The 24,736-nt window shown below is 71.7% G+C and carries 25 protein-coding genes and 1 tRNA gene; 12 read left to right on the top strand and 14 right to left on the bottom strand.

What is annotated here, in order from left to right:
• The first annotated feature begins 46 nt into the window (after positions 1-46).
• Complete coding sequence (locus OG247_RS15970; protein ID WP_327252884.1) at positions 47-946, top strand: spermidine synthase; 900 nt, start codon at positions 47-49, stop codon at positions 944-946.
• 8 nt (positions 947-954) lie between these two features.
• On the opposite strand, the gene OG247_RS15965 is transcribed toward OG247_RS15970, so the two are convergent.
• Together OG247_RS15965 and OG247_RS15960 are read right to left on the bottom strand one after the other, a co-directional pair.
• Positions 955-2,457 carry a class I adenylate-forming enzyme family protein gene (locus tag OG247_RS15965; protein ID WP_327252883.1) on the bottom strand — a complete coding sequence of 501 codons (1,503 nt, stop codon included), beginning with the start codon at positions 2,455-2,457 and terminating at the stop codon, positions 955-957.
• A 41-nt stretch (positions 2,458-2,498) separates the two neighbouring features.
• Positions 2,499-3,029 carry a hypothetical protein gene (locus tag OG247_RS15960; RefSeq protein WP_327252882.1) on the bottom strand — a complete coding sequence of 177 codons (531 nt, stop codon included), beginning with the start codon at positions 3,027-3,029 and terminating at the stop codon, positions 2,499-2,501.
• A gap of 79 nt (positions 3,030-3,108) precedes the next feature.
• Between OG247_RS15960 and OG247_RS15955 the strand changes: the two genes are divergently transcribed.
• The 6 genes from OG247_RS15955 (at position 3,109) to OG247_RS15930 (ending at position 7,348) form a co-directional block, all read left to right on the top strand.
• Complete coding sequence (locus OG247_RS15955) at positions 3,109-3,798, top strand: response regulator transcription factor (RefSeq protein ID WP_327252881.1); 690 nt, start codon at positions 3,109-3,111, stop codon at positions 3,796-3,798.
• A gap of 7 nt (positions 3,799-3,805) precedes the next feature.
• A complete protein-coding gene (locus OG247_RS15950) occupies positions 3,806-5,179 on the top strand; it encodes a sensor histidine kinase (RefSeq protein ID WP_327252880.1) in 1,374 nt (457 codons plus the stop codon).
• A gap of 185 nt (positions 5,180-5,364) precedes the next feature.
• Positions 5,365-5,529: a DUF5993 family protein gene (locus OG247_RS15945; RefSeq protein WP_327252879.1), complete on the top strand. Its 165-nt coding sequence runs from the start codon at positions 5,365-5,367 to the stop codon at positions 5,527-5,529.
• Positions 5,530-5,540: 11 nt separating this feature from the next.
• Entirely contained in the window at positions 5,541-6,182 is a 642-nt protein-coding gene (locus OG247_RS15940) for a disulfide bond formation protein B (RefSeq protein WP_327252878.1), read from the top strand.
• A gap of 112 nt (positions 6,183-6,294) precedes the next feature.
• A complete protein-coding gene (locus OG247_RS15935) occupies positions 6,295-6,969 on the top strand; it encodes an NADPH-dependent F420 reductase (RefSeq protein ID WP_327252877.1) in 675 nt (224 codons plus the stop codon).
• Between the two features lie 79 nt (positions 6,970-7,048).
• Positions 7,049-7,348: a hypothetical protein gene (locus OG247_RS15930; protein WP_327252876.1), complete on the top strand. Its 300-nt coding sequence runs from the start codon at positions 7,049-7,051 to the stop codon at positions 7,346-7,348.
• Here the strand turns inward: OG247_RS15930 and OG247_RS15925 are convergent.
• Together OG247_RS15925 and OG247_RS15920 are read right to left on the bottom strand one after the other, a co-directional pair.
• The gene (locus OG247_RS15925) at positions 7,266-8,570 is read right to left on the bottom strand and encodes an MFS transporter (protein WP_327252875.1); all 1,305 of its coding nucleotides are present in this window, start codon (positions 8,568-8,570) and stop codon (positions 7,266-7,268) included. The two genes, OG247_RS15930 and OG247_RS15925, sit on opposite strands and share 83 nt — an antisense overlap.
• Positions 8,571-8,691: 121 nt before the next feature.
• Positions 8,692-9,192 carry a MarR family winged helix-turn-helix transcriptional regulator gene (locus OG247_RS15920; RefSeq protein WP_327252874.1) on the bottom strand — a complete coding sequence of 167 codons (501 nt, stop codon included), beginning with the start codon at positions 9,190-9,192 and terminating at the stop codon, positions 8,692-8,694.
• Between the two features lie 102 nt (positions 9,193-9,294).
• On the opposite strand from OG247_RS15920, the gene OG247_RS15915 reads away from it, so the two are divergent.
• Together OG247_RS15915 and OG247_RS15910 are read left to right on the top strand one after the other, a co-directional pair.
• Positions 9,295-10,146: an NmrA family NAD(P)-binding protein gene (locus tag OG247_RS15915; protein ID WP_327252873.1), complete on the top strand. Its 852-nt coding sequence runs from the start codon at positions 9,295-9,297 to the stop codon at positions 10,144-10,146.
• 82 nt (positions 10,147-10,228) lie between these two features.
• Positions 10,229-11,950: an FG-GAP repeat domain-containing protein gene (locus OG247_RS15910; protein WP_327252872.1), complete on the top strand. Its 1,722-nt coding sequence runs from the start codon at positions 10,229-10,231 to the stop codon at positions 11,948-11,950.
• Positions 11,951-12,000: 50 nt separating this feature from the next.
• On the opposite strand, the gene OG247_RS15905 is transcribed toward OG247_RS15910, so the two are convergent.
• The 4 genes from OG247_RS15905 to OG247_RS15890 form a co-directional block, all read right to left on the bottom strand.
• Positions 12,001-12,073: transfer RNA gene (locus tag OG247_RS15905), tRNA-His, on the bottom strand.
• 96 nt (positions 12,074-12,169) lie between these two features.
• Positions 12,170-12,772: an oligoribonuclease gene (gene orn / locus OG247_RS15900; protein ID WP_266877785.1), complete on the bottom strand. Its 603-nt coding sequence runs from the start codon at positions 12,770-12,772 to the stop codon at positions 12,170-12,172.
• 82 nt (positions 12,773-12,854) lie between these two features.
• A complete protein-coding gene (locus tag OG247_RS15895) occupies positions 12,855-14,024 on the bottom strand; it encodes a helix-turn-helix domain-containing protein (protein WP_243337100.1) in 1,170 nt (389 codons plus the stop codon).
• Between the two features lie 376 nt (positions 14,025-14,400).
• On the bottom strand, positions 14,401-14,721 hold the full coding sequence (locus OG247_RS15890) for a hypothetical protein (protein ID WP_442813296.1): 321 nt from the start codon (positions 14,719-14,721) through the stop codon (positions 14,401-14,403).
• A gap of 475 nt (positions 14,722-15,196) precedes the next feature.
• Here OG247_RS15890 and OG247_RS15885 point away from each other — a divergent pair, with 475 nt between their 5' ends.
• A complete protein-coding gene (locus tag OG247_RS15885; RefSeq protein ID WP_214951587.1) occupies positions 15,197-15,727 on the top strand; it encodes a universal stress protein in 531 nt (176 codons plus the stop codon).
• A 99-nt stretch (positions 15,728-15,826) separates the two neighbouring features.
• Complete coding sequence (locus OG247_RS15880; RefSeq protein WP_327252870.1) at positions 15,827-16,393, top strand: acetate uptake transporter; 567 nt, start codon at positions 15,827-15,829, stop codon at positions 16,391-16,393.
• 102 nt (positions 16,394-16,495) lie between these two features.
• Here OG247_RS15880 and glmS read toward each other — a convergent pair whose 3' ends face one another.
• The 3 genes from glmS to OG247_RS15865 all read right to left on the bottom strand — a co-directional run bounded on the left by glmS (position 16,496) and on the right by OG247_RS15865 (position 19,717).
• On the bottom strand, positions 16,496-18,313 hold the full coding sequence (glmS, locus tag OG247_RS15875) for a glutamine--fructose-6-phosphate transaminase (isomerizing) (protein WP_243337094.1): 1,818 nt from the start codon (positions 18,311-18,313) through the stop codon (positions 16,496-16,498).
• 79 nt (positions 18,314-18,392) lie between these two features.
• A complete protein-coding gene (locus OG247_RS15870; protein ID WP_327252869.1) occupies positions 18,393-18,668 on the bottom strand; it encodes a hypothetical protein in 276 nt (91 codons plus the stop codon).
• A 107-nt stretch (positions 18,669-18,775) separates the two neighbouring features.
• Positions 18,776-19,717, bottom strand: a complete 942-nt coding sequence (locus tag OG247_RS15865) for a DUF4429 domain-containing protein (protein WP_327252868.1) — start codon at positions 19,715-19,717, stop codon at positions 18,776-18,778.
• 52 nt (positions 19,718-19,769) lie between these two features.
• On the opposite strand from OG247_RS15865, the gene OG247_RS15860 reads away from it, so the two are divergent.
• On the top strand, positions 19,770-21,362 hold the full coding sequence (locus tag OG247_RS15860) for a beta-N-acetylhexosaminidase (RefSeq protein ID WP_327252867.1): 1,593 nt from the start codon (positions 19,770-19,772) through the stop codon (positions 21,360-21,362).
• A 28-nt stretch (positions 21,363-21,390) separates the two neighbouring features.
• On the opposite strand, the gene OG247_RS15855 is transcribed toward OG247_RS15860, so the two are convergent.
• The 3 genes from OG247_RS15855 to OG247_RS15845 all read right to left on the bottom strand — a co-directional run bounded on the left by OG247_RS15855 (position 21,391) and on the right by OG247_RS15845 (position 24,735).
• Positions 21,391-22,314 carry a siderophore-interacting protein gene (locus OG247_RS15855; RefSeq protein WP_327252866.1) on the bottom strand — a complete coding sequence of 308 codons (924 nt, stop codon included), beginning with the start codon at positions 22,312-22,314 and terminating at the stop codon, positions 21,391-21,393.
• Positions 22,315-22,401: 87 nt separating this feature from the next.
• On the bottom strand, positions 22,402-23,448 hold the full coding sequence (locus tag OG247_RS15850) for an ABC transporter substrate-binding protein (RefSeq protein ID WP_327252865.1): 1,047 nt from the start codon (positions 23,446-23,448) through the stop codon (positions 22,402-22,404).
• Between the two features lie 126 nt (positions 23,449-23,574).
• A complete protein-coding gene (locus tag OG247_RS15845) occupies positions 23,575-24,735 on the bottom strand; it encodes an acyl-CoA dehydrogenase family protein (protein WP_327252864.1) in 1,161 nt (386 codons plus the stop codon).
• Position 24,736: the final 1 nt, after the last annotated feature.

The raw sequence follows: 24,736 nt of genomic DNA, 5'->3' as shown, positions 1-24,736 counted from the left end.
GACAGGCCGTCCTGCCGGCCGGGCCCTGACCAGCCATAATGAGGGCGTGGCGAGCAAGGGCAAGGGCAAGAGCGGCGACAAGGGCAGCGACAAGCGGCGCGGCGGCCGGGACACCTCCGAGGCGCCGGCCGGGCCGGTGGACGGCGGGCACGCCGCGCTGGAACCCGACCGGGAGCGGCCCGGCGCCTGGACCCTACTGATCGACGGAGCCCCGCAGTCCCACGTGGACCTGGACGATCCCGGACACCTGGACTTCGCCTACCAGCGCAGGATCGGTCACCTGATCGACCTGTTCGCCCCCGCCCGCCAGCCCCTGAACGTGCTCCACCTCGGCGGCGGCGCCTTCACCCTCGCGCGCTACACGGCCGCCGCCCGCCCCCGCTCGACGCAGCAGATCGTCGAGATCGACGCCGGGCTCGTGGCCTTCGTACGGGAACACCTGCCGCTGGACCCGCAGGCCCGGGTCCGGGTCCGCGCGGTCGACGCCCGGGCCGGGCTGGCGAAGGTCCCCGACGGCTGGGCGGACCTGGTGATCGCCGACGTGTTCAGCGGGGCCCGCACCCCGGCGCACCTGACGAGCGCCGAGTTCCTGGACGACGTACGCCGGGCCCTGGCGCCGGGCGGCTGGTACGTGGCCAACCTCGCGGACGGTCCGCCGCTCTCCCATCTGCGGGGCCAGATCGCCACGGCCGCGTCCCGGTTCGCGGAACTGGCGCTGGCCGCCGACCCCGTGGTGTGGCGGGGGAAACGCTTCGGCAACGCCGTGCTGGTGGCCGCCGACCGGGAGCTCCCGGTCGCGGAGTTCACCCGGCGGGTGGCGAGCGACCCGCACCCCGGCCGGGTCGAACACGGCCGCGCCCTCATCGACTTCGCGGGCGGCGCCGTCCCCGTCTCGGACGCCTCGGCGGTGGCCTCGCCGGAGCCCCCGCCGTCGGTCTTCCGCTGACCCCCCGGCTACTCCCCGGAGGCCGCCGCGAGCTCCCGCAGGCGCCGCTTGTCCGGCTTGCCGCGGTCCGTCAGCGGGAGCGCCGGCAGCCAGAACACCGCCGCCGGCCGCTGCCCCGGCGCCAGCTCCGCCGCGACCAGCGCGCACGCTTCGGCCGCCGCCGCGCCCGTCGGGGCGTGCCCGGGGGCCGCGACGAGGAAGGCGCACACCGCCTCCCCGGTGACCGGGTCCGTCCGCCCCACGACGGCCGCCCGGGCCACGGCGGGATGCCGGGTCAGGGCCGTCTCGATCGGGCCGCAGTAGATGTTCGCCCCGTGCACCATGACCACGTCCTTGACCCGGTCGTCGAGGTACAGGTAGCCGTCGGCGTCGACATGCCCGACGTCACCCGTGCGCAGCCAGCCGTCGTGCAGGACCTCGGCCGTCAGGGCGGGCTGATTGCGGTAGCCGGCCATCACCATCGGGGAGCGCACCCACACCTCCCCGGTGGCCCCCGGCGCGGAGCCCCGTACCTCGACCTCCACCCCGGGCGCCGGGCGGCCGACGGAGCCGAGCAGGTGGGGGCGGTCGGTGGCCGCGGCTTCGTGGTCGGCCGGGGAGAGCCGGCTGAGGACCCCGGCCTCGTTCATCCCGTAGCCCTGGGTCCAGCGCACCCCGGGACCCCACCGGGTCAGCGCCCGCCGCAGCCGCTCCGGGTGGACGGGGGAGTCGCCGTAGGAGACCCGTACCAGGCCGGGTACTCCGTCGGCGGTCTCCGGGTCGTCGAGCAGCCGGTACAGCATCGAGGGCGTCAGGTACGTGGCCGCGGGCCCGAGCCGCCGGCAGGCCTCGGCGAACTCCCGGGTGCCGAAGGGGTGCAGGATCTCGGAGCGGCCGCCGACCCGCAGCTGCTCCAGGCACCGGCCGCCGGAGCGCTGGGAGAGGGAGTCGGTCGATACGAACGTCAGCGGCGCGGAGCCCGCGGTGTCCGGGGAGTCGGCGCGGGTGGCCGTACGGGCCGCCATCGCGGCGAACGTCGAGGCCACCCCCTTCGGCCGGCCCGTCGTACCGCCCGTGTAGGTCACCCGGGCCACGTCCTCGCCGCGCGCCGCCACCGCGACGGGCAGGGCCTCCCGGGCGGAGGCCAGCTCCAGCAGTGCGGCCAGGCCGATGCGGGCCGCGGGGCCCGGCGGTACGGGGGTGTCGTGGACGATCAGGGCGGGCTCGCAGTCCCGTAGGAGGTGGTCGAGCCCGTGAGTGGTGGGGCCGACGCACACGTGGGTCAGCCGGGCCCCCAGCACGTGCGCGGCCAGCCGTACGAGCAGGGTCCGGGGCGGATTGCCCGCCGATACGCAGGCCAGCCCGGAGCCGCGCCGGATCCCCAGCTCGGCCAGGGCGCCCGCCAGCCGGTACGTCCAGGCCAGCACCTCGGAATGGGTCAGGACCCAGGACCCGGACCCGAAGGCGGGCCGGTCGCCGTACCGCTCGCAGGCGTCGATCAGGTCGGTGACGTACCGCGCGCCGGTGCTCATGGCGCCACGGTATCCGGCGGACCGGATCCGGACGACGGGCCCTACGGGTCGACGATCTCCACCAGCGGCGGGTGGTCGTGCCAGGTGCAGAACACCGACACCTCGCGGCCGTCGCGGGTGAAGGTGACGCGGATCCAGGCCGGCTGCTTCCAGACCTGCATCCGCCAGCCGGCCAGCGGGGTCGCCGAGACCAGCTCGCCGGGGGCGGCGCCGAGATCGAAGACGACCCGGCCGCCCGAGACGCTGTACGCCTTCACGTTCTCCGCCGCGGGCCCCTGGCGCCGCGAACGGGGGGTGGGCGTCGCGGAGGGCTTGGCGGAGGGGGAAGAGGAGGCCGGCGCGGTGGACGCGGACGCGGAGGGCGACGGGGAGGGCGTCGGCTCCGGCGGCTGCGCCCGGTGCGTGGAGGAGGACAGGGGCTGCGTGGCCAGCGGCACCGCGAGCGGCGGATCGTAGGCGGTCCCGGACATGACCGAGTGCACGCCCCACCAGGACAGAGTGACGGCCGCCCCGGTCGCCAGGGTCCACGCCCCCGCATGGGCGACTGCTCTACCGACAAGTCCTCGTCTCATCGGGGGACATACTGCACCACCGGTCCCAGACCCGGACCGGCACCCCTCGGCGTCCCCCGAATGGGCTACGGTGCGGGCCATGGCTAGTGTGCTCGTGGTCGAGGACGACCAGTTCGTACGTTCCGCCCTCATCCGGCACCTGACCGAGGCCTCGCACACCGTGCGCAGCGTCGGCACCGCACTGGAGGCGCTGCGCGAGGTCGCCCACAACCGCTTCGACGTGGTGATCCTCGACCTCGGACTGCCCGACCTGGACGGGGCCGAGGCACTCAAGATGCTCCGCGGGATCACCGACGTGCCCGTCATCATCGCGACCGCCCGGGACGACGAGGCGGAGATCGTCCGGCTGCTCAACGACGGCGCCGACGACTACCTGACCAAACCTTTCTCCGTGGAACACCTCTCCGCGCGGATGGCCGCCGTCCTGCGCCGTGCCCGCTCCTCCGCCGGGGCCGAACCGCCCTCCCGCGTGCTGCGCGTCGGCGGCCTCGCCATCGACCCGCTGCGCCGGCAGGCCGAGCTGGACGGGGCGGTACTGGACCTGACGCGACGGGAGTTCGACCTGCTGACCTTCCTCGCCGGGCGGCCGGGCGTGGTCGTGGCCCGCCGGGAACTGCTCGCCGAGGTCTGGCAGCAGTCGTACGGCGACGACCAGACCATCGACGTCCACCTGTCGTGGCTGCGCCGCAAGCTCGGCGAGACCGCCGCCAGCCCGCGCTACCTGCACACGCTGCGGGGTGTCGGAGTCAAGCTGGAGCCGCCGCAGTGATGCGCCGATGAGGTGGGCGCTGGTCAAGGTGTGCCTCGCGGTCACCGTGATGGTGGTCGTGGCCTTCGCCGTACCGCTCGGGCTGGTCGTCCAGGAGATGGCCAGCGACCGGGCGTTCTCCAACGCCGAACGGCAGGCCGCCACCATCGGGCCGACACTGTCCATCACCACCGACCCGGTGCAGTTGCGCAAGGCCGTGGAGTCCACGCAGATGGGCGCCGACCGGCGGATGGCCGTCCACGTGCCGGCCGTCGGGGACGACCCGCGCGTGGACATCGGCGACGGCTGGGCCGGCGACCGCGCCGTCTTCGAGACCCGGCGGATCGGGCGGGCCGCGACCGTCCCGGTGGCGGGCGGCGGCTTCGCGCTGCTCCAGCCCGTGGCGCTCGGCTCCGGAGACATCGCCGTGGTGGAGATCCTCGTGCCGGAGAGCGAGGTCAGCAATGGCGTCGCCACCGCCTGGGTGGTCCTCGCGGGCGTCGGCCTCGCCCTGGTCGTGGGCTCGGTGGCGGTCGCGGACCGGCTCGGCGCCCGCCTGGTGCGGCCGGCCGAGCGGCTCGCGGACGCCGCGCACCGGCTCGGCGAGGGGCGGCTGGGAGCCCGGGTCCCGGAGGAGGGACCGAAGGAACTCCGCTCGGCGGCCGTCGCGTTCAACTCGATGGCGGACCAGGTGGTGGAACTCCTGGCCAACGAGCGGGAGCTGGCCGCCGACCTCTCGCACCGGCTGCGGACCCCGCTGACGGTGCTGCGGCTCAACGCGGCCTCCCTCGGCGACGGCCCGGCGGCGGAGCACACCCGGGCGGCCGTGGAGCAGCTGGAGCGGGAGGTCGACACGATCATCCGTACCGCCCGCGAGCAGCGGCCCGCCGCCGCTCAGGGGCCGGGCGCCGGCTGCGACGCCTCCGAGGTGATCCGCGACCGGATGGGGTTCTGGTCGGCGCTGGCGGAGGACGAGGGCCGCGAGGTGCGGCTCGCGGGGGTCGACCGTACGGTACGGATCCCCGTGGCCCGGCCGGAGCTCGCCGCGGCGCTGGACGCCATGCTGGGCAACGTGTTCCGGCACACTCCCGAGGGCACCCCCTTCGCGGTGGACGTCCACGACGCCGGGGACGCGGTCATCGTGCTCGTCTCGGACGCGGGAGGCGGCATCGCCGATCCGGACGCGGCCCTGCGGCGCGGCAACGACGGCGGCCGCGACGGGTCCACGGGCCTGGGGCTGGACATCGTCCGGCGGGTCGCGGAGTCGACGGGCGGGGACGTGCGGCTGGGGCGTTCGGTGCTCGGCGGCACCGAGGTGCGGGTGTGGATCGCGCTGGACGGGCGGGCGCGGGGAGACTCGGGGCGCGCCGGACGCAGCCGGCGCAAGCGGCGGCGCAGCTGACGTCGATGCGGCTGATGCGGGCGCAACTGACGCCGGTGGCGACTCAACTGGCTTCGGCGGCGAAGCAACTGATGCAGGCGGTGGCGAAGCAACTGATGCAGGTGGCGGCGCAACCGACGTAACCCTGGGGCCGGCGGGGGCGCGCCGCGCGTCCGGTATGTCCCCCTGTCGGTACGGTCCGCGCCATGGACACCCTCATCTTCGGCGGCCTCCTCGCCACGCTGATCGCGATGTACCGGGACGCCCCGCGGTTCGTCGTGCTCGGCGCCTGGTGGCTCATGCTCCTCGCCGTGATCCTGCTGATGGCGCACCACATCACCGGCAGCCTCGCCCTCACCTTGAGCTACTGACCGTGGCCGCGATGTCCAGCCTCCTCCCGGAGGCGCAGCTGGAGGGCGGCCTGCTGGGCCGGGTCCAGTTCTGGTTCGCGTGCGCCTTCGCCATCGGCTGGACCGGGGTGGTGTGCGGCGGGCTCTTCTACCAGTTCGGGATGTGGGAGTACCCCTGCCCGCTCTGCATCGTGCAGCGGATGTTCATGCTGATGGCGGCGATGGGGGCGGCCCACATCATCCGGACGGCGCTGTCGCGCGGGGCGGTGACCGGCCGCGACTACATGATGGGCTGGGGCCTGTCCCTGGTCGCCGTGACCGCCGGCTCGTTCGCCTCGTGGCGGCAGACGATGCTGCACGTCCTGCCGGGCGACAAGGGGTACGGGAGCGAGGTGTTCGGCCTGCACCTCTACGTCTGGGCGTTGATCCTCTTCCAGGCCTCGGTCGTCGCCGTCGGCATCGTCCTGGCCTTCGCCCACGCCACCGCGGACCGGGCCGTGCCGGCGGAGGACCCGGGACCGTACCGCGCGGTGGGGACGGCCGCGCTGTGGTTCCTGGGGCTGGTGATCGCCGTGAACCTGGTGGCCGTCTTCCTGGAGGAGGGCTTCCACTGGTTCCTGCCGGACGACCCGACGCGTTACCAGTTCTTCTACGACGTGGGGATCCTGGACTAGCTGAGGTTGGCGTGGAGTTGACGCCCCGTGCGCGGGAATCCGCAGGACCTGCTTGAGTGGGTCCGCCTTCTTCGTTCTCTCCGATTCCTTCCGTATGCGAGGGGAAGCCGTCATGCGCTACGCAGTCCTCGGCACCGGGATCGTCGGCCGTACGGTGGCCGCCCGGCTGCTCTCCCTCGGCCACGAGGTCGTCATCGGCACCCGGGACCCCGGGGCCACCCTCGAGCGCACCGAGTACGCCGCCTGGCAGCAGGCCCACCCGGCGGCGGGCCTCGCCCGCTTCGCGGAGGCGGCGCGGCTCGGCGAGACGCTCGTCAACGCCACGGCCGGGCAGGTCAGCGTGGCCGCCCTGACGGAGGCGGACGCCGCACACCTGGACGGCAAGATCCTGATCGACATCGCGAACCCGCTGGACTTCTCCGGCGGGTTCCCGCCCGGGCTCGACCCGGTGGACAGCGACAGCCTGGGCGAGCTGATCCAGCGGACCTTCCCGGGGCTGCGCGTGGTCAAGACGCTGAACACGATGAACTGCCAGGTCATGGTCGACCCGGCCAGGGTCCCCGGCGACCACACCGTCTTCCTCTCGGGTGAGGACGCCGAGGCCAAGAAGGCCGTACGGGAGCTCCTGTACTCCTTCGACTGGCGCGAGCACACCGTCATCGACCTGGGCGGCATCGAGACGGCGCGCGGTACGGAGATGCTGCTGCCGGTATGGCTCCGGCTGATGGGGACCCTCGGGCACACGGACTTCAACTTCCACATCCAGGGAGCGAACCGGACGGAGTAGCCCGGTGCCCGGACGGAGGCGGAGATGTTGCCGCCTCCCGTACCCGAGCTCAGGGTGGCCGTGACGAAAGGAGCCGCGCATGAGAGTCATGCTCAGGGCCCATTTGGACACGGCGGCGGCGAACGAGGGCATCAAGAGCGGCGCCCTCCCCGATGCCATGAAGAAGCTCATGGAGACCGTTAAGCCCGAGGCCGCCTACTTCGGCCTCCACGAGGGCGTCCGGTCCTGCTGGATGGTCTTCGACCTCCAGGACAGCGCCCAGATGCCGCCCCTGATGGAGGACCTGTTCCTCCAGTTCAACGCCGAGCTGGAGGTCGCCCCGGTGATGAACGCCGAGGACCTGGCGAAGGGGCTGGCGGCGATGAAGAGTTCGGGCTGAGTCCCGGCCCCAGGACCCGGTCGGCGGCCGCCCAAGCCAGCACCGCGGAGGCGGCCGCTGCCGCGCACGAGACGGCGAAGGCCGCCCGGTACCCGTAGGCGGCGGCGAGCGGACCGGCGGCCGCCGCGGCCAGTGCCTGGCCGATGATCAGACCGCTGCCGGCCAGGGTCATGGCCTCGCCCATCCGCCGTGCGGGACCGGCCCGTTCCACGAGGCCGAACAGCGCGATCAGGTGCGGGGCGACGGCCAGCCCGATGCCGGCGACGGCGAAGGCCGCGCCCCACAGGCCGGAGACGGCGAGCAGTGCGAGCGTCAGCAGCGCCTGGACGGCGATGGTCCGGCGCAGCCGGACGGTCAGGCCGGCCGTCCCGGGCCGGGCCACGGTCACGAAGCCGGCGACCGAGCTGGTCACAGCCATGGCGGCCCATACGAGCCCGGCGGCCCCGGGTGAGCCGACCGCCACGGCGAGCGCGTTGACCCCGGTATTGGCCCCGCTCCACGCGGCGCCCTGCAGGACGGCCACGACGAACAGCAGCGCGAGCCCCGGAGACCACAGTCGTACGTCGCCCCGCGCGGCAGGGTCCGGTTCCGTCGGGCCGGGCGCCGTGGGATGCAGGGCGAAGAGCGTCCCGAACACCAGGCCCAGGGCGGCCGCGAGGAGCAGCGCCGACGCGGGATGGACGGTCACGGCGAGGATCCCGGCCAGCGCGGGCCCCACCATGAAACCGACCTCGTCGAGGGTGGTGTCGAAGGAGAGCGCGGCCCCGACCAGGGCCTTGTCCTCTCCGGCCAGCCGCGCCCACCGGGCCCGGGCCAGCGGCCCGACCTGAGCCGCCGTGAGACCGGCGGCGACGGCGAGCGCGATGCGGGCGGCGAGCGGCAGCCCGCCGAGGACGGCGGCGACGAGGGCGAGGAGCACGGCGGCGTTCGCGGCGCAGGCGACCAGGAGGACGGGCCGGTGGCCTCGCCGGTCGGCGAGCCGGCCGATGACCGGGCCGCCGAGGGCCTGGCCGAGCCAGAGGGCGGCGGCGATGGTTCCGGCGTCGCCGATGCCGTCGCGTTCGTTGATGAGCAGCAGGGTTCCGATGGGGCACAGCGCGGCGGGGAGCCGGGCGAGGAACCCGTAGACGGGCAGGGCCCGGCCGCCGAGGGCGAAGACCCCGCGGAAGCCGGCGGGGGCGGTCGTGCGCGTGGGCGCGGGCAGGGGAGTGGGCGCGGGCATGGACAACCTCCAGCCGCACGCCGACCCTCCCGTGTCTCCGGCGCGCGCCGTTGCCCGTTGAGGCGGACGCTAACGCCGGAACGGCCGGTTCGGAAGGTGTCGGCCGGGGGTCGGCCGGGTCTCAGTCGGTGTCGCCGGAGGCCAGCCGCTTGGCCTGGGCACGGCCGACCTCGGCGGCGCGGTGCAGGTAGTCGGCGATGACGGCCAGTTCGGAGTCGGAGTAGCTCGCCAGAACCGCGCCGAAGGCGCGGCCGGGTGTCTCCCAGGCGGCGCCGATCCGGTCGCGGGCGGTGGGGGAGAGGGCGACGAGGGAGCGGCGGCGGTCGTTCGGGTCGGCGTGCCGCTCGACGACGCCGGCCTTGACCATGCGGTCCACGAGGCGGGTGGCGGAGCCCGAGGTCAGGCCGGTGAGGCGGGCGATGTCGCCGGTGCTGACCGGTTCCTGCTCCATGTCGAGGAGGGCGACGCACTGCATGTCGGTGGGGTGCAGGCCTACGTGGTCGGCCATGGCCTGGTTGAAGAGCGAGTAGTCGGCGTAATGCCGCTGGCTCTCGGTGACGATGCGCGCGAGCAGCTCGGCGCGGCTCCACTCATCACTCGAACGAGCGTAATCGGTTGACATCGGCTTCTCCGTGCTCCAAATTTATCTGTGTGGCGCAGAGATTGCGTCACACAGAATCTGCGTCACGTATCCACTCTAGAGCAGGAAGAGCAGGAATCCGCCATGTCGAACACGCCCAACACGCCCAGCACACCGAAGGTCCTCGTCACGGGTGGCCGCGGCTCCATCGCCCGTGGTCTCTCGGCCCTCCTCGCCGCGCACGGCGTCCCGCACCGCCTCGCATCCCGCGAGCCGGACACACCCGGCACCGTCCACTGCGACCTCACCGATCCCGCGACCTTCCCCGAAGCCCTCGCCGGTGTCCGCTCCGTCTTCCTCTACGCCGAGGCCGCCGCCATCGATGCCTTCGTGAAGGAGGCCGTCAGCGCCGGGGTCGAACACGTGGTCCTCCTGTCCTCCTCCTCGGTCCTGGCCCCCGACGCCGCCGACAGCCCCCTCGCGGCCGCCCACCTCGTGGTGGAACGGTCCCTCCTCGCCTCCCCGCTGCGCACCACCCTGCTGCGCCCCGGATCCTTCGCGAGCAATGCCCTCGGCTGGGCCTGGTCGCTGAAATCGGGCCGGCCGGTCCAGCTGCCGTACCCGGGTGCGTACAGCGACCCGGTCCACGAGACCGACCTCGCCGAAGCCGCCTTCGCGGTCCTCAGCGACCCCTCGCTCGCCGGTCGCGCGTACACCCTGACCGGGCCGCGGACACTCACCTTCGCTGCCCAGCTGGCCCTACTCGGCGACGCCGTGGGCCATCCCATACCCTTCGAGCCCGTCTCGCGCGAGCAGTGGAAGTCCGAGGTCGACGGCTACATACCGGGCCCGTACGCGGAGGCCCTGCTCGACTTCTGGGCTGCTACGGACGGGCTTCCGGTCGACCTCACCGGCGATCTCGAGCGGCTCACCGGGCACGCGCCGCGCACCTTCGAGACGTGGTGCGCGGACCATGCGGACGTCTTCCGGGCGTAGCGACTCAGCGGGCCCCCGACGGCGTCTGCCGCCAAGGGTGCGTGCTAGCGTCCGCCGATTGATCGATTTGCTAGGGGGGAATATGCGAAGGCTTTTGGGTGCCGGTGTCGCGGTTGCGACCCTCGTCGCCGGCGGCGTCGCGAGCGCGGGAACGGCCGTGGCGGCCGGGGATCCGACGTTTTACTTCGATGGACTCTCGCACAAGGTGCTGATGCCCGGAGAGGGCCGGGTCCGGCTGTCGCCGGAGGCTTCGGGCGGGCAGAACGACGGACAACCGGACGGCACGTACGTCTATGTGGTGAGCAAGAAGCCGCTGACGGATGCCGGCTGGTCGGGCGGCGGGGTGCCGACGGGTCTGAAGGTGGACCCAACGAGCGAGTGTGCGCCGAAGGCCGGGATAGCCGGGGTGTACTTGTGTGACCTGAAGTACACGAGTTTCCCCTCGCCCGAGATATCGGCGGCGAGCAGCACGGCGGACGACGCGACGGTTTACTACGGCCTCGTCTATGTGCCGCGTGGTGCCAGCATCGCTGCGGGCATCAAGGAGGCGCAGACCGCGGGGTCACAGCCGATCGGCAGCCGTCGGGCGCACGCGACCGTCACCGTGAAGACCAAGGCACACGTCGCGCAGAACACCGTGGTGCTCTCGACGCCCACGCTGCCGGCCGGTGGTTCGGTGAAGCACACGGTGAAGCTGCACGCGGTCGACAAAGGTCTCCTGCGCCTGGGCGTGGCCCCCGCACCGGGCTTCCGGTGGTGGGACGACGGCGAGCTGAAGGTCACCGCCGACGGCATCGACGCCGGCGCCGCCGTAGGGGCCGATTGCTCGCACGGGCTCGGGCAGTTCGACGGCATCCGGTGTGACGTCGAGAAGCCCGGCGACTACACGATCACCTACACGCTGAAGGCGCAGGCGACCGCGCCGGCATGGAAGCTGCGGAACACCGCGGTCTATGAGGTCTACGAGTGGGGCACGGGCAACCCGGAGAAGTCCTCGGACTTCGCGGTCGCCAGTTCGATCCCGGTGACCCAGCGTTTCCGACTCGTGGGCCGGGACGCCGAGGGCGGGCTGTGGGACCACCGGGGCACGGGCAAGGCCACCGAGCTGTTCATACCGGTCGACCCGGTCGGCGGCCGCTTCGACTGGAACCAGTACACCGCGCTGACCCGGCTGGGACCGGTGACCGTGCAGAGCACCGGGCGGGGTGCGGTGGGGCGGGACAAGGCCGGGGTGCTGTGGCTCCACCCGACGTCCGGTGACGGCTCCATCTACAAGGACCGGATCAAGGTCGGTGGTGGCTGGAGCATCTACAACACGCTGGTCGGTGTCTCCGACGTGACCGGCGACAAGAAGGCGGACCTGCTGGCGCGGGACGCCTCCGGCGGCCTGTGGCTGTACCGGGGCACGGGCCTGAACACCAAGCCGTTCGAGAGCAAGGTGAAGGTCGGCAGCAACTGGAACATCTACGACCAGCTCGTCGGCGGCGTCGATCTGACCGGTGACGGCAAGGCCGACCTGGTGGCCCGGGACAAGGACGGCAAGCTGTGGATGTACCCGGGCACGGGGGTGGCCTCGAAGCCGCTCGGGGGCAGGCAGCAGATAGGCACCGGCTGGCAGATCTACAACTCGATCGTGGCGCCGGGTGACCTGACGTCCAACGGCAAGGCCGACCTGGTGGCCCGGGACAAGAACGGCGTCCTGTGGCTCTACAAGGGCACGGGAACCGCGGCGCAGCCGTTCGGCTCGCGGGTGAAGGTCAATGTCCTCGGTACCGGCTTCGACAAGTACAACCTGCTGTTCTGAGAAACGCGGAAGGCCCCGATCCGCTCTCGCGGATCGGGGCCTTCCCACAGGGTGAGTGACGGGACTTGAACCCGCGGCCACCTGGACCACAACCAGGTGCTCTACCAACTGAGCTACACCCACCATGCCCGGTCGGAAAACCGACCGGCCGAAGAAAAGGGTACAGGGTCCGGGAGGGTGCTCGCTCCCCCCTTTTCCCGCACCCCACTCCGGTGGGTGCTAGGCGCCGGGGACGACGTGCTTGGCGGCGATGGTGCGCGCCGTGTCCGAGTCCGGACCGGGCTGCGGTACGAAGACGGCCTCCCGGTAGTAGCGCAGCTCGGCGATGGACTCCTTGATGTCCGCGAGCGCCCGGTGGTTGCCGTTCTTCGGCGGGCTGTTGAAGTAGGCCCGCGGGTACCAGCGGCGTGCCAGCTCCTTGATCGAGGACACGTCCACGATCCGGTAGTGCAGGTACCCCTCCAGTGCGGCCATGTCGCGCAGCAGGAATCCGCGGTCGGTGCCGACCGTGTTTCCGCAGAGCGGGGCCTTGCGGGGTTCCTTCACGTGTTCCCGTACGTAGGCCAGGACCTGTGCCTCCGCATCCGCGAGGGTGGTCCCGCCGGCCAGCTCGTCGAGCAGGCCGGACGACGTGTGCATCTCGCGCACCACGTCGGGCATGGTTTCCAGGGCGGCGTCCGGCGGGCGGATCACAATGTCCACGCCTTCGCCGAGCACGTTGAGCTCCGAGTCGGTGACCAGTGCGGCCACCTCGATAAGTGCGTCGTCCGTCAACGAGAGCCCGGTCATCTCGCAGTCGATCCACACCATGCGATCGTTCATGCGCCCCACCTTATGCGGAAGGTCCCCCGCAACGGTGACCACCGAGGTGACCACTGATGCGGGGGACCTTCACGGGACCTCGTTACGCGTGCTCGCGCAGCACCCGGCCCGGGGCGTAGAGCTCCGTCACCGTGGGACCGGACGCGGCCAGTGCCGCGGCCGCCCGCTGCGGCTGCGGAGTGCGCTGGTGCGGGACCGGCGAATCCGACAGCTGAGCCACCTGGACCACGTCCGCCTGCGGGCGGCGTGCCCGGTAGGCGGAGCGGTAGGCGGCCGGGGAGGACCCCAGCTGGCGGCGGAAGTGCCCGCGCAGCGCGACCGGCGAGCGGAACCCGCAACGTCCGGCGACCTCGTCGACCGAGTAGTCGGAGGTCTCCAGGAGCCGCTGCGCCTGAAGCACCCGCTGGGTGATCAGCCATTGCAGCGGCGCACTGCCGGTGAGCGAGCGGAACCGCCGGTCGAACGTGCGCCTGCTCATGTAGGCGCGCGCGGCCAGCGTCTCCACGTCGAACTGCTCGTGGAGGTGCTCCAGTGCCCAGGCGACGACCTCGGCCAGCGGGTCGGCGCCGATCTCCTCCGGCAGCGACCGGTCGAGATAGCGTTCCTGGCCACCCGTGCGGCGCGGCGGGACGACGAGCCTGCGGGCCAGTGCTCCCGCCGCCTCGCTGCCGTGGTCCGTGCGCACGATGTGCAGGCACAGGTCGATTCCGGCCGCGGTGCCCGCGGACGTCAGCACGTCGCCGTCGTCGACGAACAGCTCGCGCGGATCGACGTGGACGGACGGGTAGCGCTTGGCCAGCGTCGGCGCGTACATCCAGTGCGTCGTCGCGGGCCGGCCGTCCAGCAGACCGGCGGCGGCGAGCACGAATGCCCCCGTGCACAGTCCGACGATCCGGGCCCCCTCCTCGTGCGCCAGACGCAGCGCGTCGAGCGCCTCCGGCGGCGGAGGCGAGGTGATGGAACGCCACGCGGGAACGACGACCGTGCCTGCCCGGGCGATCGCCTCCAACCCGTATGGCGCGGTCAGCTCGAGTCCGCCGGTGGTCCGCAGTGGACCGTCCTCACCGGCGCACACGAGCAATCGGTAGCGTGGAACTCCCGCGTCCTGCCGGTCAATGCCGAACACGGAAAGTGGAATGGAGCTCTCGAAGATCGGTCCGCCGCTGAACAGCAGCACCGCGACGATCTCCCTGCGGCGACGCCCCGCGAGCTTCCTGCCGTCTACGACGACGGCGGTGGAATCCTGGCTCATGGCGCTAAGCCCCCCTTGGGTGTCGCGACTCCTTGGTCTGGTCGCACCTGCACGTATCCCCTCGGCCTTGCACGTGGCTCCCCCGCCGTAAATACATGATCGAATCTACTGCGTCCCGTGGTGTCGGCGTGACAAGTTCAGCACGCAGCGCTATGTCGACTTGGCAACTTGGCGAAAAGCATTCGATCAGGAAGCGTTCCACTCCGCTACCCGGGTGGAAAGCGCACTGTCCGGCCATGGCCAGTACTCGTAGGGTCAAAGACCCCCTGTGGCGCCGTAGTCGCTGATGGTGAGGGGGTCGGGGGGACATTCCGGCAAGGGGGGTGACCTGCCGGGAAGTTGGCTGAAAACATGCGGGTGTGGATGTGCGATTGAGTCAGTCCTGAGGGGACATCCCAGGGGAAACCTGGCATCCGTGCCGGCTTCCGGCCCCGGCGCGCGAGTGCCGGCCCCGATGCGAGGGCGTCAATCGGTCCTCGGCGAGGACCCGGGCGGCATTCCGTTCCGTCCGCTCGGACCGGCGCAGCAGCACCCGGCAGGCCGCCGTGACGGCCGCGAGGCCCAGGGTGGCGACGGCGGCCCCGCCGAAGGAGGTCCCGTAGACGACGAGGACCACGGGGACGAGCAGGCAGCTGAAGGCCGCCCAGCGCACCACGTCACCCGCGGGGTCCTCGTGGGGCCGCCGGGCGGCCTGCACGGACGAGTGAAGAGGAGGAGGTGGCATGTGGACGGACTGCGTCGGCTGAGCGGGCGACTGAGCGGGCTGGACGGGGTGAACCGGATGACCGGGCACGGCGTGCTCCCTGCGGGCTCTTCCTGGACGGTCGGACTCCTGTCCAACGGCGTGCGACGCGGCTCGGTCACTGCGCGCACGGGTGGCACACACCCGATGGGGTGCACCTCGTCACTGGCTGTAGGGGGCAGCGGACATTGCCAAGGAGGCGTGGCTGCGGCATGCTCCCTGGGACGCTCTCCAAGGGCGGCATGACCTGTGCACCACAGGAGTGTCGCCGTACCCTGGTGGGTATGGGCTTGGGAAGATGCTTCCCGGACAGAGCTCGGTCACACTGAGTTGTCGTTTTCTGGAATCGTCCCGCTTGAATCGTCGCTTCCGCCTACTGGCGCCCCGTCCCCTTGTCCCTTCCCCTGAGGACCTCTTCGCCGAGACACCCATGGCCGGTCACGAATTCTCCGAACCCGCGGACCGCAAGCGCAAACGCCTCGCCGATCCAGAATCGGCCGACCTGCGCGCGGTGGAACAACCACGTCATCCCTGCGACCCGGCCTTCCGGCACGGGGTCGTGGTGGGCTTCGACGGATCCACGTCCAGTGAGCGCGCCCTCGCGTACGCGATCGGGATGGCCCGTCGGTCAGGCTCCGGTCTGATCATCGTCCATGTCGCGAACCGGCTCCCCACCACCGTGTGGGCGGGCTGCGAGCCGCCGGTCTTCGTGGACGTGCCGGACCACCGCACCGAGGTGCTGGGGCTGGAGCTGGCCTGCGCGGACTACCTCTCCGAGGTTCCGTGGATCCTCGTCGAGCGGGGCGGGGACATCTGCCACGAGCTGGAGGAGGTCGGCCGGGAGTACTCGGCGGACGCCATCGTGGTCGGCTCCACGCACGGCATCGTCGGCCGGATCTTCGGATCGGTGGCGGGCAGGCTCGCGAAGCGGGCGCAGCGACCGGTCGTTGTCATCCCGTAACCGACTGTATGTCGATTGTGCGGTTGTGCACCCCCATGTAAGGGGTAGATAAAGGCTGCTGGGACGCAGCAAACAACTGCAGATCGAAGGGAGCCCGCCGTGGACAATGGTGTCTCTGCGGGAAGCACGGCCTCGACCTCGACCCTCGGGCACATCGCCCTGGGTCTCACCCTTCTCGCGTTCGGTATCGGGACCACCGGCATCATCGACGGTGTGACCGCGGCCAACTCCGTGTCGCTCGCCATGTACCTCGGCGGACTCGCCCTGTTCGTGCTCGGAGTCCTCGAGTACCGGGGCGGCAACGGCTTCAACGGCACGGCCTTCGCGGGCCTCGGAACCTTCTGGTTCATCTGGGCCAACGGGGCGGACGGAAAGGTTTCGGCAGACGCGGCCGGAATGTTCCTCGTGCTGTTCGCGATGCTGGCACTGACCCTCACCGTCGCGGCCTCGGGCGGACTGTTCGGTCAGGGCGTGTACGGCCTGTTCACCCTCTCCCTGCTGCTCCTGGCGATAGGCACCTTCGCCGAGAGCGACGGGCTGGCCAAGGCGGCCGGCTGGGTGGCGGCGCTCTCCGGACTGCTGGCCTGGTACGGGGCCACCGCGGCGCTGGCGAGCTGGCCGATGGCCTTCGGGAAGGGTTCGCGCGGCGCGGTCGCCGCGAGCTGACGGACCAGGCACCACGCGCACCACGCACCATGCGCACCACGCACCGCGCACCGCACGAAAAAGCCCCCGGGGGATCCCCGGGGGCTTCTTCGTGCGCGAGACCTACTCGACCGTGACGGACTTCGCCAGGTTGCGCGGCTTGTCGATGTCCCGGCCCATGGCCAGGGCCGTGTGGTACGCCAGCAGCTGCAGCGGGATGCCCATCAGGATCGGGTCCAGCTCGTCCTCGTTCTTGGGCACGAGGATCGTGTGGTCGGCCTTCTCCTGCTTGGTGTGGGCGACCGCGAGGATCCGGCCACTGCGGGCCTTGATCTCCTCGAGCGCCGCGCGGTTCTTCTCCAGCAGGTCGTCGTCCGGGACGATCGCGACCGTCGGCAGCGAGGGCTCGATGAGGGCGAGCGGACCGTGCTTGAGCTCGGAGGCGGGGTAGGCCTCGGCGTGGATGTAGGAGATCTCCTTGAGCTTCAGGGAGGCCTCCAGGGCCACCGGGTAGCCCCGGACGCGGCCGATGAACATCATCGACTTGGCCTCGGCGTACTCCGCGGCCAGCTTCTTGATGTCCTCCTCGCCGTCCAGGATCTCCTGGATCTGCGCGGGCAGCTTGCGCAGGCCGTCGATGATCCGCTTGCCGTCGGTGACGGACAGGTCGCGGATGCGGCCCAGGTGCACGGCGAGCAGCGCGAAGGCCACGACCGTGTTGGTGAAGCACTTGGTGGAGACGACGCAGACCTCGGGGCCGGCGTGCACGTACACGCCGCCGTCGGCGGCGCGGGCGATCGCGGAGCCGACCACGTTGACCACGCCGAGGACGCGGGCGCCCTTGCGCTTGAGCTCCTGGACGGCCGCGAGCACGTCGTACGTCTCACCGGACTGGGAGACCGCGATGTAGAGGGTGTCGGGGTCCACGACCGGGTTGCGGTAGCGGAACTCCGAGGCCGGCTCGGCGTCGGCGGGGATGCGGGCCAGGCTCTCGATGAGGCCCGCGCCGATCAGGCCGGCGTGGTACGAGGTGCCGCAGCCCAGGATCTTGACCCGGCGGATGCCGCGCGCCTCGCGCGGGTCCAGGTTCAGGCCGCCCAGGTGCACGGTGTTGAAGCGGTCGTCGATCCGGCCGCGCAGGACGCGGTCGACCGCGTCGGCCTGCTCGGAGATCTCCTTGTGCATGTACGTGTCGTGGCCGCCCATGTCGTAGGAGGCGGCCTCCCACTCCACGGTCTCGGGCGTGGCGGTGGTCGTCGTACCGGAGGTGGTGTAGGTCCGGAAGTCGTCGGCCTTCAGGGTCGCCATCTCGCCGTCGTCGAGGGTGACGATCTGGCGGGTGTGGGCGACGAGCGCGGCGATGTCCGAGGCGACGAACATCTCCTTCTCGCCGATGCCGAGGACGACCGGGGAGCCGTTGCGGGCCACGACGATGCGGTCGGGGAAGTCGGCGTGCATGACGGCGATGCCGTAGGTGCCCTCGACGACCTTGAGCGCCTCGCGGACCTTCTCCTCCAGGGTGTCGGCCTGGGCGCGGGCGATGAGGTGCACGAGCACCTCGGTGTCGGTCTCCGAGAGGAAGACGACCCCGTCGGCCTCCAGCTTGGCGCGCAGTTCGGAGGCGTTGTCGACGATGCCGTTGTGGACGACGGCGACCTTGTTGTCGGCGTCCAGGTGCGGGTGGGAGTTGAGGTCGCTCGGGGCGCCGTGGGTGGCCCAGCGGGTGTGGGCGATGCCGGTGGTGCCGGCGAAGCGCTTGGGGACCCGGGACTCCAGCTCGCGTACGCGGCCCTTGGCCTTGACGACCTTCAGGGCCGCCGCCTTCGGGCTGTTGACGACGATGCCCGCGGAGTCGTAGCCGCGGTACTCCAGTCGCTGCAGGCCCTCCAGCAGCAGCGGTGCCACGTCACGCTTGCCGATGTAACCCACGATTCCGCACATAAGGTCTTTCCCCTCCTGAAGTTCGGTTGTTCTTGCCGCTGTCCGGATCCCCGGCAGGTGGCGCCCGGCCGCGGGCGACCTAGCCGTAGACGATGCGGCGCAGTTGCCGGAGCGAGAGCTCCGGCGGTGATACGGCGCGGTGCGGCAGTTCTGCCGCGATCCGCTCGAAGATGTCCGCGTTGACCGCGCCCCCGGATTGGAGCTCACGGTGGCGCCGACGGACGAACTCCTCGGTGCTCTCGTCGAAGTACGCGAGAACGTCGAGCACCACTCGGGCGGCTTCGCCCCGCTGGAGCGAGGTGCTGCGCACCAAGTGGTCGACGAGGTCGTCGTGCGACGGGCGGCGGTCGGGCATCCGTCGATATTGGCGGTACGAGCCGCAGAACGCAAAAATCCTGCCCGAAATCGGGCAGGAATGCGCTGGTCTGGACCAGGGGAGGGGTGGATTCCGGTCTTTGATGCTCAGAAACGACCCAAAATCGCCGCTTTCGCCGTCGCGAACTCCTCGGCCGTGAGGATCCCCGCCTGATGCAGCTCTCCCAGCTCGCGCAGCCGGCGCAGCAGCGCGTCGTGGTCCTGCGCAGGGGCCGGGGCCAGGGCCGGGGCAGCGGGCGGCCCGGGCTCCGGCGTGGTCCCGGCCGGGAGCGAGGCTGAGGGCGAGGGCGAGAGCGAGAGCTTCGGCGCGGACGCGGACGCGAGCGCCGACGGGTGCGGCATCCGGACCGCCACGGCGGCCGCGACCAGCGCCATCAGGGGGTCCTTCTTGAAGCCGAACAGCTCCACCGAGTGCGGGTCGTACTTCGGCGGCGCGCTCTGGGCGGGGGCGCCGGCCAGGGCGAAGCGGATCCACCCGTTCTCCAGCCCCCGGGACGGGGCCCATTCCACCGACCGCAGGTCCGCGACCCGGAACTCCCGTGCCCCGCCGGACCGTTTCGCCTCCTCCGTCGTCCAGTTCCAGTCCGGGGACACCCGGTCCCCGTCGAAGGCCACCGTCCCGTCTCCCGCGCCGACCGTGATCGGCACCGCGGGGCCCGACAGGAGATAGGAGCCGGCGGGCCCGGCATCCACCTGGTCCAGCAGCAGGGCGCTGCGCACCTCGTCCACGAAGTACTCCGCCACCCCGCCGCGGTCCGGCTCCACGGTCAGCCGGTACGGATCGGAGGCCTCGGGCAGCCGGCCGCCCGTCACCTGGAGCAGCGGGTCCGCGCCGTCACGCAGCCGCAGGCGCAGCCGGCCCGCCTTGCGCCCCGGTTCGTAGGAGATCCCGGCCAGCGCGCGCAGCGGGACGAGGACCTCGCCCAGGGTCTGGCGCAGCAGTCCCACCCCCTTGTCGCGGCCCGGCACGATGCGCACCGCGTCCCCGTCGAAGGTCCATGTGCCGTCCTTCTGGATGATTTCCACCATCCTTGGATTCTTGCATCGGCCCCACGGGCCCGGTTGGCCTATACCTATGGCCATGAGAGTCCCGCGACGCGTCCTCGCCGCCCTCCTCGTCCTCGCCGCCGTCCCCGCGGCCGCCTCCTGCAGCAGTGCCGCGAGGGGGGACGACGCCCGACCCGGCGACGAGCCGCCCGTCGCGCTCGCGCCCTACGAACGGCTCCTGCCCGCTCCCGTCTCCGCGCACGCCGAAGGCCCGGGGTACGCCTTCGGCCCGGGCACGGTCATCCGTACCGGCCGGACCGGCGACGAGGAGGTCCGCAAGGTCGGCGAACTCCTCGCCGAGCAGTTGCGCGGCCCCAGCGGGCTGCCGCTGCCCGTGGTCGACGGCGCGGAGGGCGACGGGATCCGGCTGCGGATCGACGGCGCGGCCGAGGGGGCGGGGGAGGAGGGCTACCGGCTGGAGTCCGGGCCCGGCGGGGTCACCCTCACCGCCCGCACGCCCGCGGGCCTCTTCCACGCCGGCCAGACGCTGCGCCAGCTCCTGCCGGTGTCCGGTCCGGGGACGGTGCCGGGCGGCACGGTCACCGACGCGCCGCGCTTCGCGTACCGGGGGGCGATGGTGGACGTGGCCCGCCACTTCTTCACGGTGGAGCAGGTCAAGAGGTACGTCGACCAGCTCGCGCAGTACAAGATCAACACCCTGCACCTGCACCTGACCGACGACCAGGGCTGGCGCATCGCGATCGACTCCTGGCCGCGGCTGGCGCAGTACGGGGGCGCGAGCGAGGTCGGCGGCGGGCCAGGCGGGCACTGGACGAAGGACGAGTACCGGGACCTGGTGGCGTACGCCTCGGAGCGGTACGTGGGCGTGGTCCCGGAGATCGACATGCCCGGCCACGTGAACGCCGCACAGGCCGCCTACGCCGAGCTGAACTGCGACGGCAAGGCGCGCGAGCGCTACACCGGGATCAAAGTCGGCTTCAGCTCGCTGTGCGTGGGGGAGGAGCGGACCTACGCGTTCATCGACCAGGTGCTGGGAGAGCTCGCGGAGCTGACTCCCGGCACGTACCTGCACATCGGCGGCGACGAGGCGCACTCCACGCCCGCGGCGGACTACGCGGCCTTCATGGACCGGGCGCAGGCGGTGGTGGCCAAGCACGGCAAGACGGTGGTGGCCTGGCACCAGCTCGCCACGGCCCGGCCGGCCCCGGGGGCGGTCCTCCAGTACTGGGGCCACGACCGCACGGCGGCGGCCGAGAAGGCGGCGGTGGCCGCGGCGGCCAAGGCCGGCAACCCGGTGATCCTGTCCCCGGCGGACCGGCTCTACCTGGACATGAAGTACGACAAGGCGACGAAGCCGGGCCTGGCCTGGGCCGGGTACGTACCGGTGCGCCGCGCCTACGACTGGGACCCGGGGGCCTATCTGACGGATCTCCCGGAGTCCTCGGTCCTCGGGGTGGAGGCCCCGCTGTGGACGGAGACCATCGCGACGCGGGGGGACTGGGAACTGATGGCCTTCCCGCGCGTCCTGGGCCTCGCGGAACTGGGCTGGTCCCCGGCCGCCACCCGCGACTGGACCTCGTACCGCCTGCGCCTGTCCGCCCAGGGCCCGCGCCTCGACGCCCAGGACGTCAACTTCTTCCGGACGCCGGAGGTGCCGTGGTCCTGACAGGGGCTTACGGGGCCTTGCGGGGCGCCTAGAGCTCCGCCGTCGGGTCCTCGTCCGGGGCCTGGCCCGCGTAGGCCTCTGCGAGGAGTTGGTCCTCCGTGGCGCCGAGGCGCCAGTAGCCGGTGAAGCGGACCGCGCGGCGGTCGACGCCGCAGTCCTGGACGAAGTGCCTGCGGACCGCGCGGATCGTCGCGGACTCGCCCGCGATCCAGGCGTACGGGGCCGCGGCGGCGGGCCGTCCGGCCGCCCGGAGGGCCTTCAGTACCCGGTCGGTGCGTTCGGGGCCGGCGCCCGGCTCCCGTACGACCCAGGTGATGTCCGCGTCGGCGGACGTCGGCAGGTACAGCCGGTCGTCCTCGTGGGGGACCTCGAACCAGGCCCTGACCGGGGTGCCCTCGGGGAGCCGGTCCAGGATCGCGGAGGCCGCGGGCAGGGCGGTCTCGTCGGCGTACATCAGGATCGTGTCGGTGGCGGCCGGCGGCTGGAAACGTACGGACTTGTTCTCCGCGACGGCCGGACCGATGGCCATGATCCGGCGGCCCGTCATCGCGCGGCCCGCCCAGGACGAGGCGGGGGAAGAGGTCCCGTGCAGGACGAAGTCGATGTCCACCTCGTCCACCCCGGCGGCGGTCCGGCGCTGCTCGCGGACCGTGTACGAGCGCATCACCGGGCGCTCCTCGTCCGGCATCGCCCGCCAGTCACCGAACCAGGTGTCCTCGCCCGTGGACGGCAGCGCCGTGTGCTCCCGGCCGGCGGGCGGCAGGAAGAGGGAGAGGCTCTGGTCGTAGCCGCCCGAGCGGAAGTCCGCCAGGGAGGCGCCGCCGAAGGTGATCCGCAGGAAGGAGCGGCCGAGGCGGCGCGTGCGGAGCACTTCGAGCTCGAAGAACCGGAAGTGCGGGATCGAGGGTGAGGGCGCGGCGGCGTCGGCGGTGTCGGTGGTGTCGGCGGTCATGCGGAGGGTCCCCCTGGGAGCGGCGATGACGGGCGAAGCGGAAGGCCCCGGCGCCTGGGTGAGGTGCCGGGGCCGGACGGCCAGGGGTCAGCTGACCTTCTTGGCGTTCTGGATGGACTTCGCGAGGTCTTCCAGGATCTGCGCGCACTTGTCGTACGAGTAGACCGGCTCGGTGACGCGGGGGGTGACCTGGCCGGCCTTGGCGGCGGGGAGCGTGGCCCAGGTGGGCTTCTCCTTCGTCAGCTGCGCGGGCTGGAGGGCGCTGCTGCGGTTGTCGAGCAGGATCAGGTCGGCCGGGTACTTGCCGGCGTTCTCCCAGCTGAGGCTTTCGAAGAAGGTGCTGCCCTCGTCCAGCTTGTCCGGGGTGACGAACTCGACGCCGAGCTGCTGGAAGTAGCTCAGGTCGGCCGCGGTCTTCGGCGTGGAGATGTAGAAGTGCTCCGCGTCGCCCGAGGCGACGAGCACCTTGATGCCGGGGTTCGCCTTGACCGCCTCGCGGACCTTGGCGGAGGCGGCCTCGAAGCGGGCCTTGCCGTCGACGGCCTTCTTGGCGTTCAGGTCGGCGCCCAGGGACTTGGCGAGGTCCGCGGTGCGGGCCAGGGCCTTGTCCATGGTGACGCCGTCACCGCCCACGCGGACCGCGGCGACCGGGGCGACCTTGAGGATCTTGTCCTTGGACTCGTCGGGCACGTACCAGTACGTGTCGTCCCAGGTGTTGGTGACCAGCAGGTCGGGCTGGAGGGCCGCGTACTTCTCGACGTTGAACTCGCCCCAGACGTTGCCGAGGATCTCGACCTTGGAGATGTCCATCGAGCCGGCCTGCACGTCGGGCTTGCCGTCGGAGGTCTTCGTCGGGCCGAACACGCCCTTGACGTTGACCCCGTAGTCGTAGAGCGCGGCCGCGGTGCCGGTGAAGGCGACGATGTTCTTCGGAGTGGACTTGGCGGTGACGTTCTTGCCCAGGTCGTCCTTGAAGCTCCACGCGCCCGAAGCGGCGCCCGTGCCCTTGTCGCCCGAGCCGTCCTTCGCGGAGTCGCTGCCACCGCAGGCGGTGAGCGCGGCCACGAGGCCGAGGGCGCCGCCCGCCGCGATGAGACCGCGACGGGTGAGGAAGGAGGAGCGGGACTTGGGCATGGGAATGTCCACTTTCGTACGTCTTCGGGCGGCTCGGGTGTTCGATAGGAAGGTTAGCCTAACCTTTGCTGAAAACGACAAGGGGCCCTCCTCGCGGAAGGCCCCGTGCCGCACCACCGACTGCCGTCAGACGGAAAGCCCCAGCTCACGGGCGATCAGCATGCGCTGCACCTCGCTCGTGCCCTCGCCGATCTCCAGGATCTTCGAGTCGCGCCACATGCGGGCCACCGGGTACTCGTTCATGAACCCGTAGCCGCCGTGGATCTGCGTGGCGTCACGCGCGTTGTCGACCGCCACCGTCGAGGAGTACAGCTTCGCGATGGCCGCCTCCTTCTTGAACGGCTCCCCGGCCACGAGACGGGAGGCCGCGTCGCGCCAGCCGATCCGGGCCATGTGGGCGCGCATCTCCATGTCCGCCAGCTTGAACTGGATGGCCTGGTTGTCGCCGATCGCCTTGCCGAAGGCGTGCCGCTCCTTGGCGTACTTCACGGACTCGTCCACGCAGCCCTGCGCCAGGCCCGTCGCGAGCGCCGAGATGGCCACGCGGCCCTCGTCGAGGATCCGCAGGAACTGGGCGTAGCCGCGGCCCTCTTCGCCCACCAGGTTGGCGAGGGGGACCCGGACGCCGTCGAAGGACAGTTCACGGGTGTCCGAGGAGTTCCAGCCGACCTTGGAGTACGGGGCGGCCACCGTGAAGCCGGGGGTGCCCGACGGGACGATGATCGAGGAGATCTCGGGGCGGCCGTCGGCCTTGCGGCCCGTGACGGCGGTGACGGTGACCAGACCGGTGATGTCCGTACCGGAGTTGGTGATGAAGCACTTGGAGCCGTTGATCACCCACTCGTCGCCGTCCCGGACGGCGGTCGTGCGCGTGCCGCCCGCGTCGGAGCCCGCTCCGGGCTCGGTCAGGCCGAAGGCGCCGAGGATCTCCCCGGAGCACATCTTCGGCAACCACTGCTGCTTCTGCTCCTCGGTGCCGAAGAGGTACAGGGGCATCGCGCCGAGCGAGACGCCGGCCTCCAGGGTGATGGCGACCGAGGAGTCGACGCGGGCCAGCTCCTCCAGGGCGATGCCGAGGGCGAGGTAGTCGCCGCCCATGCCGCCGTACTCCTCCGGGAAGGGCAGGCCGAACAGGCCCATGCGGCCCATCTCGGCGACGATCTCGTACGGGAACTCGTGCCGCTCGTACAGATCGCCGATCTTGGGCGCCACCACATCGTGCGCGAACGCCTCTACGGTGCGGCGGAGTTCCTCGTGCTCGGGGGTGAGCCGGTGGTCGAGGGCCATG

This window comes from Streptomyces sp. NBC_01244 (genome assembly GCF_035987325.1).
In the GTDB taxonomy this organism is placed as follows: Bacteria; Actinomycetota; Actinomycetes; order Streptomycetales; family Streptomycetaceae; genus Streptomyces.
The sequence above is the reverse complement of the archived record's forward strand: the minus strand, read 5'-3'. Positions and strand labels throughout refer to the sequence as shown.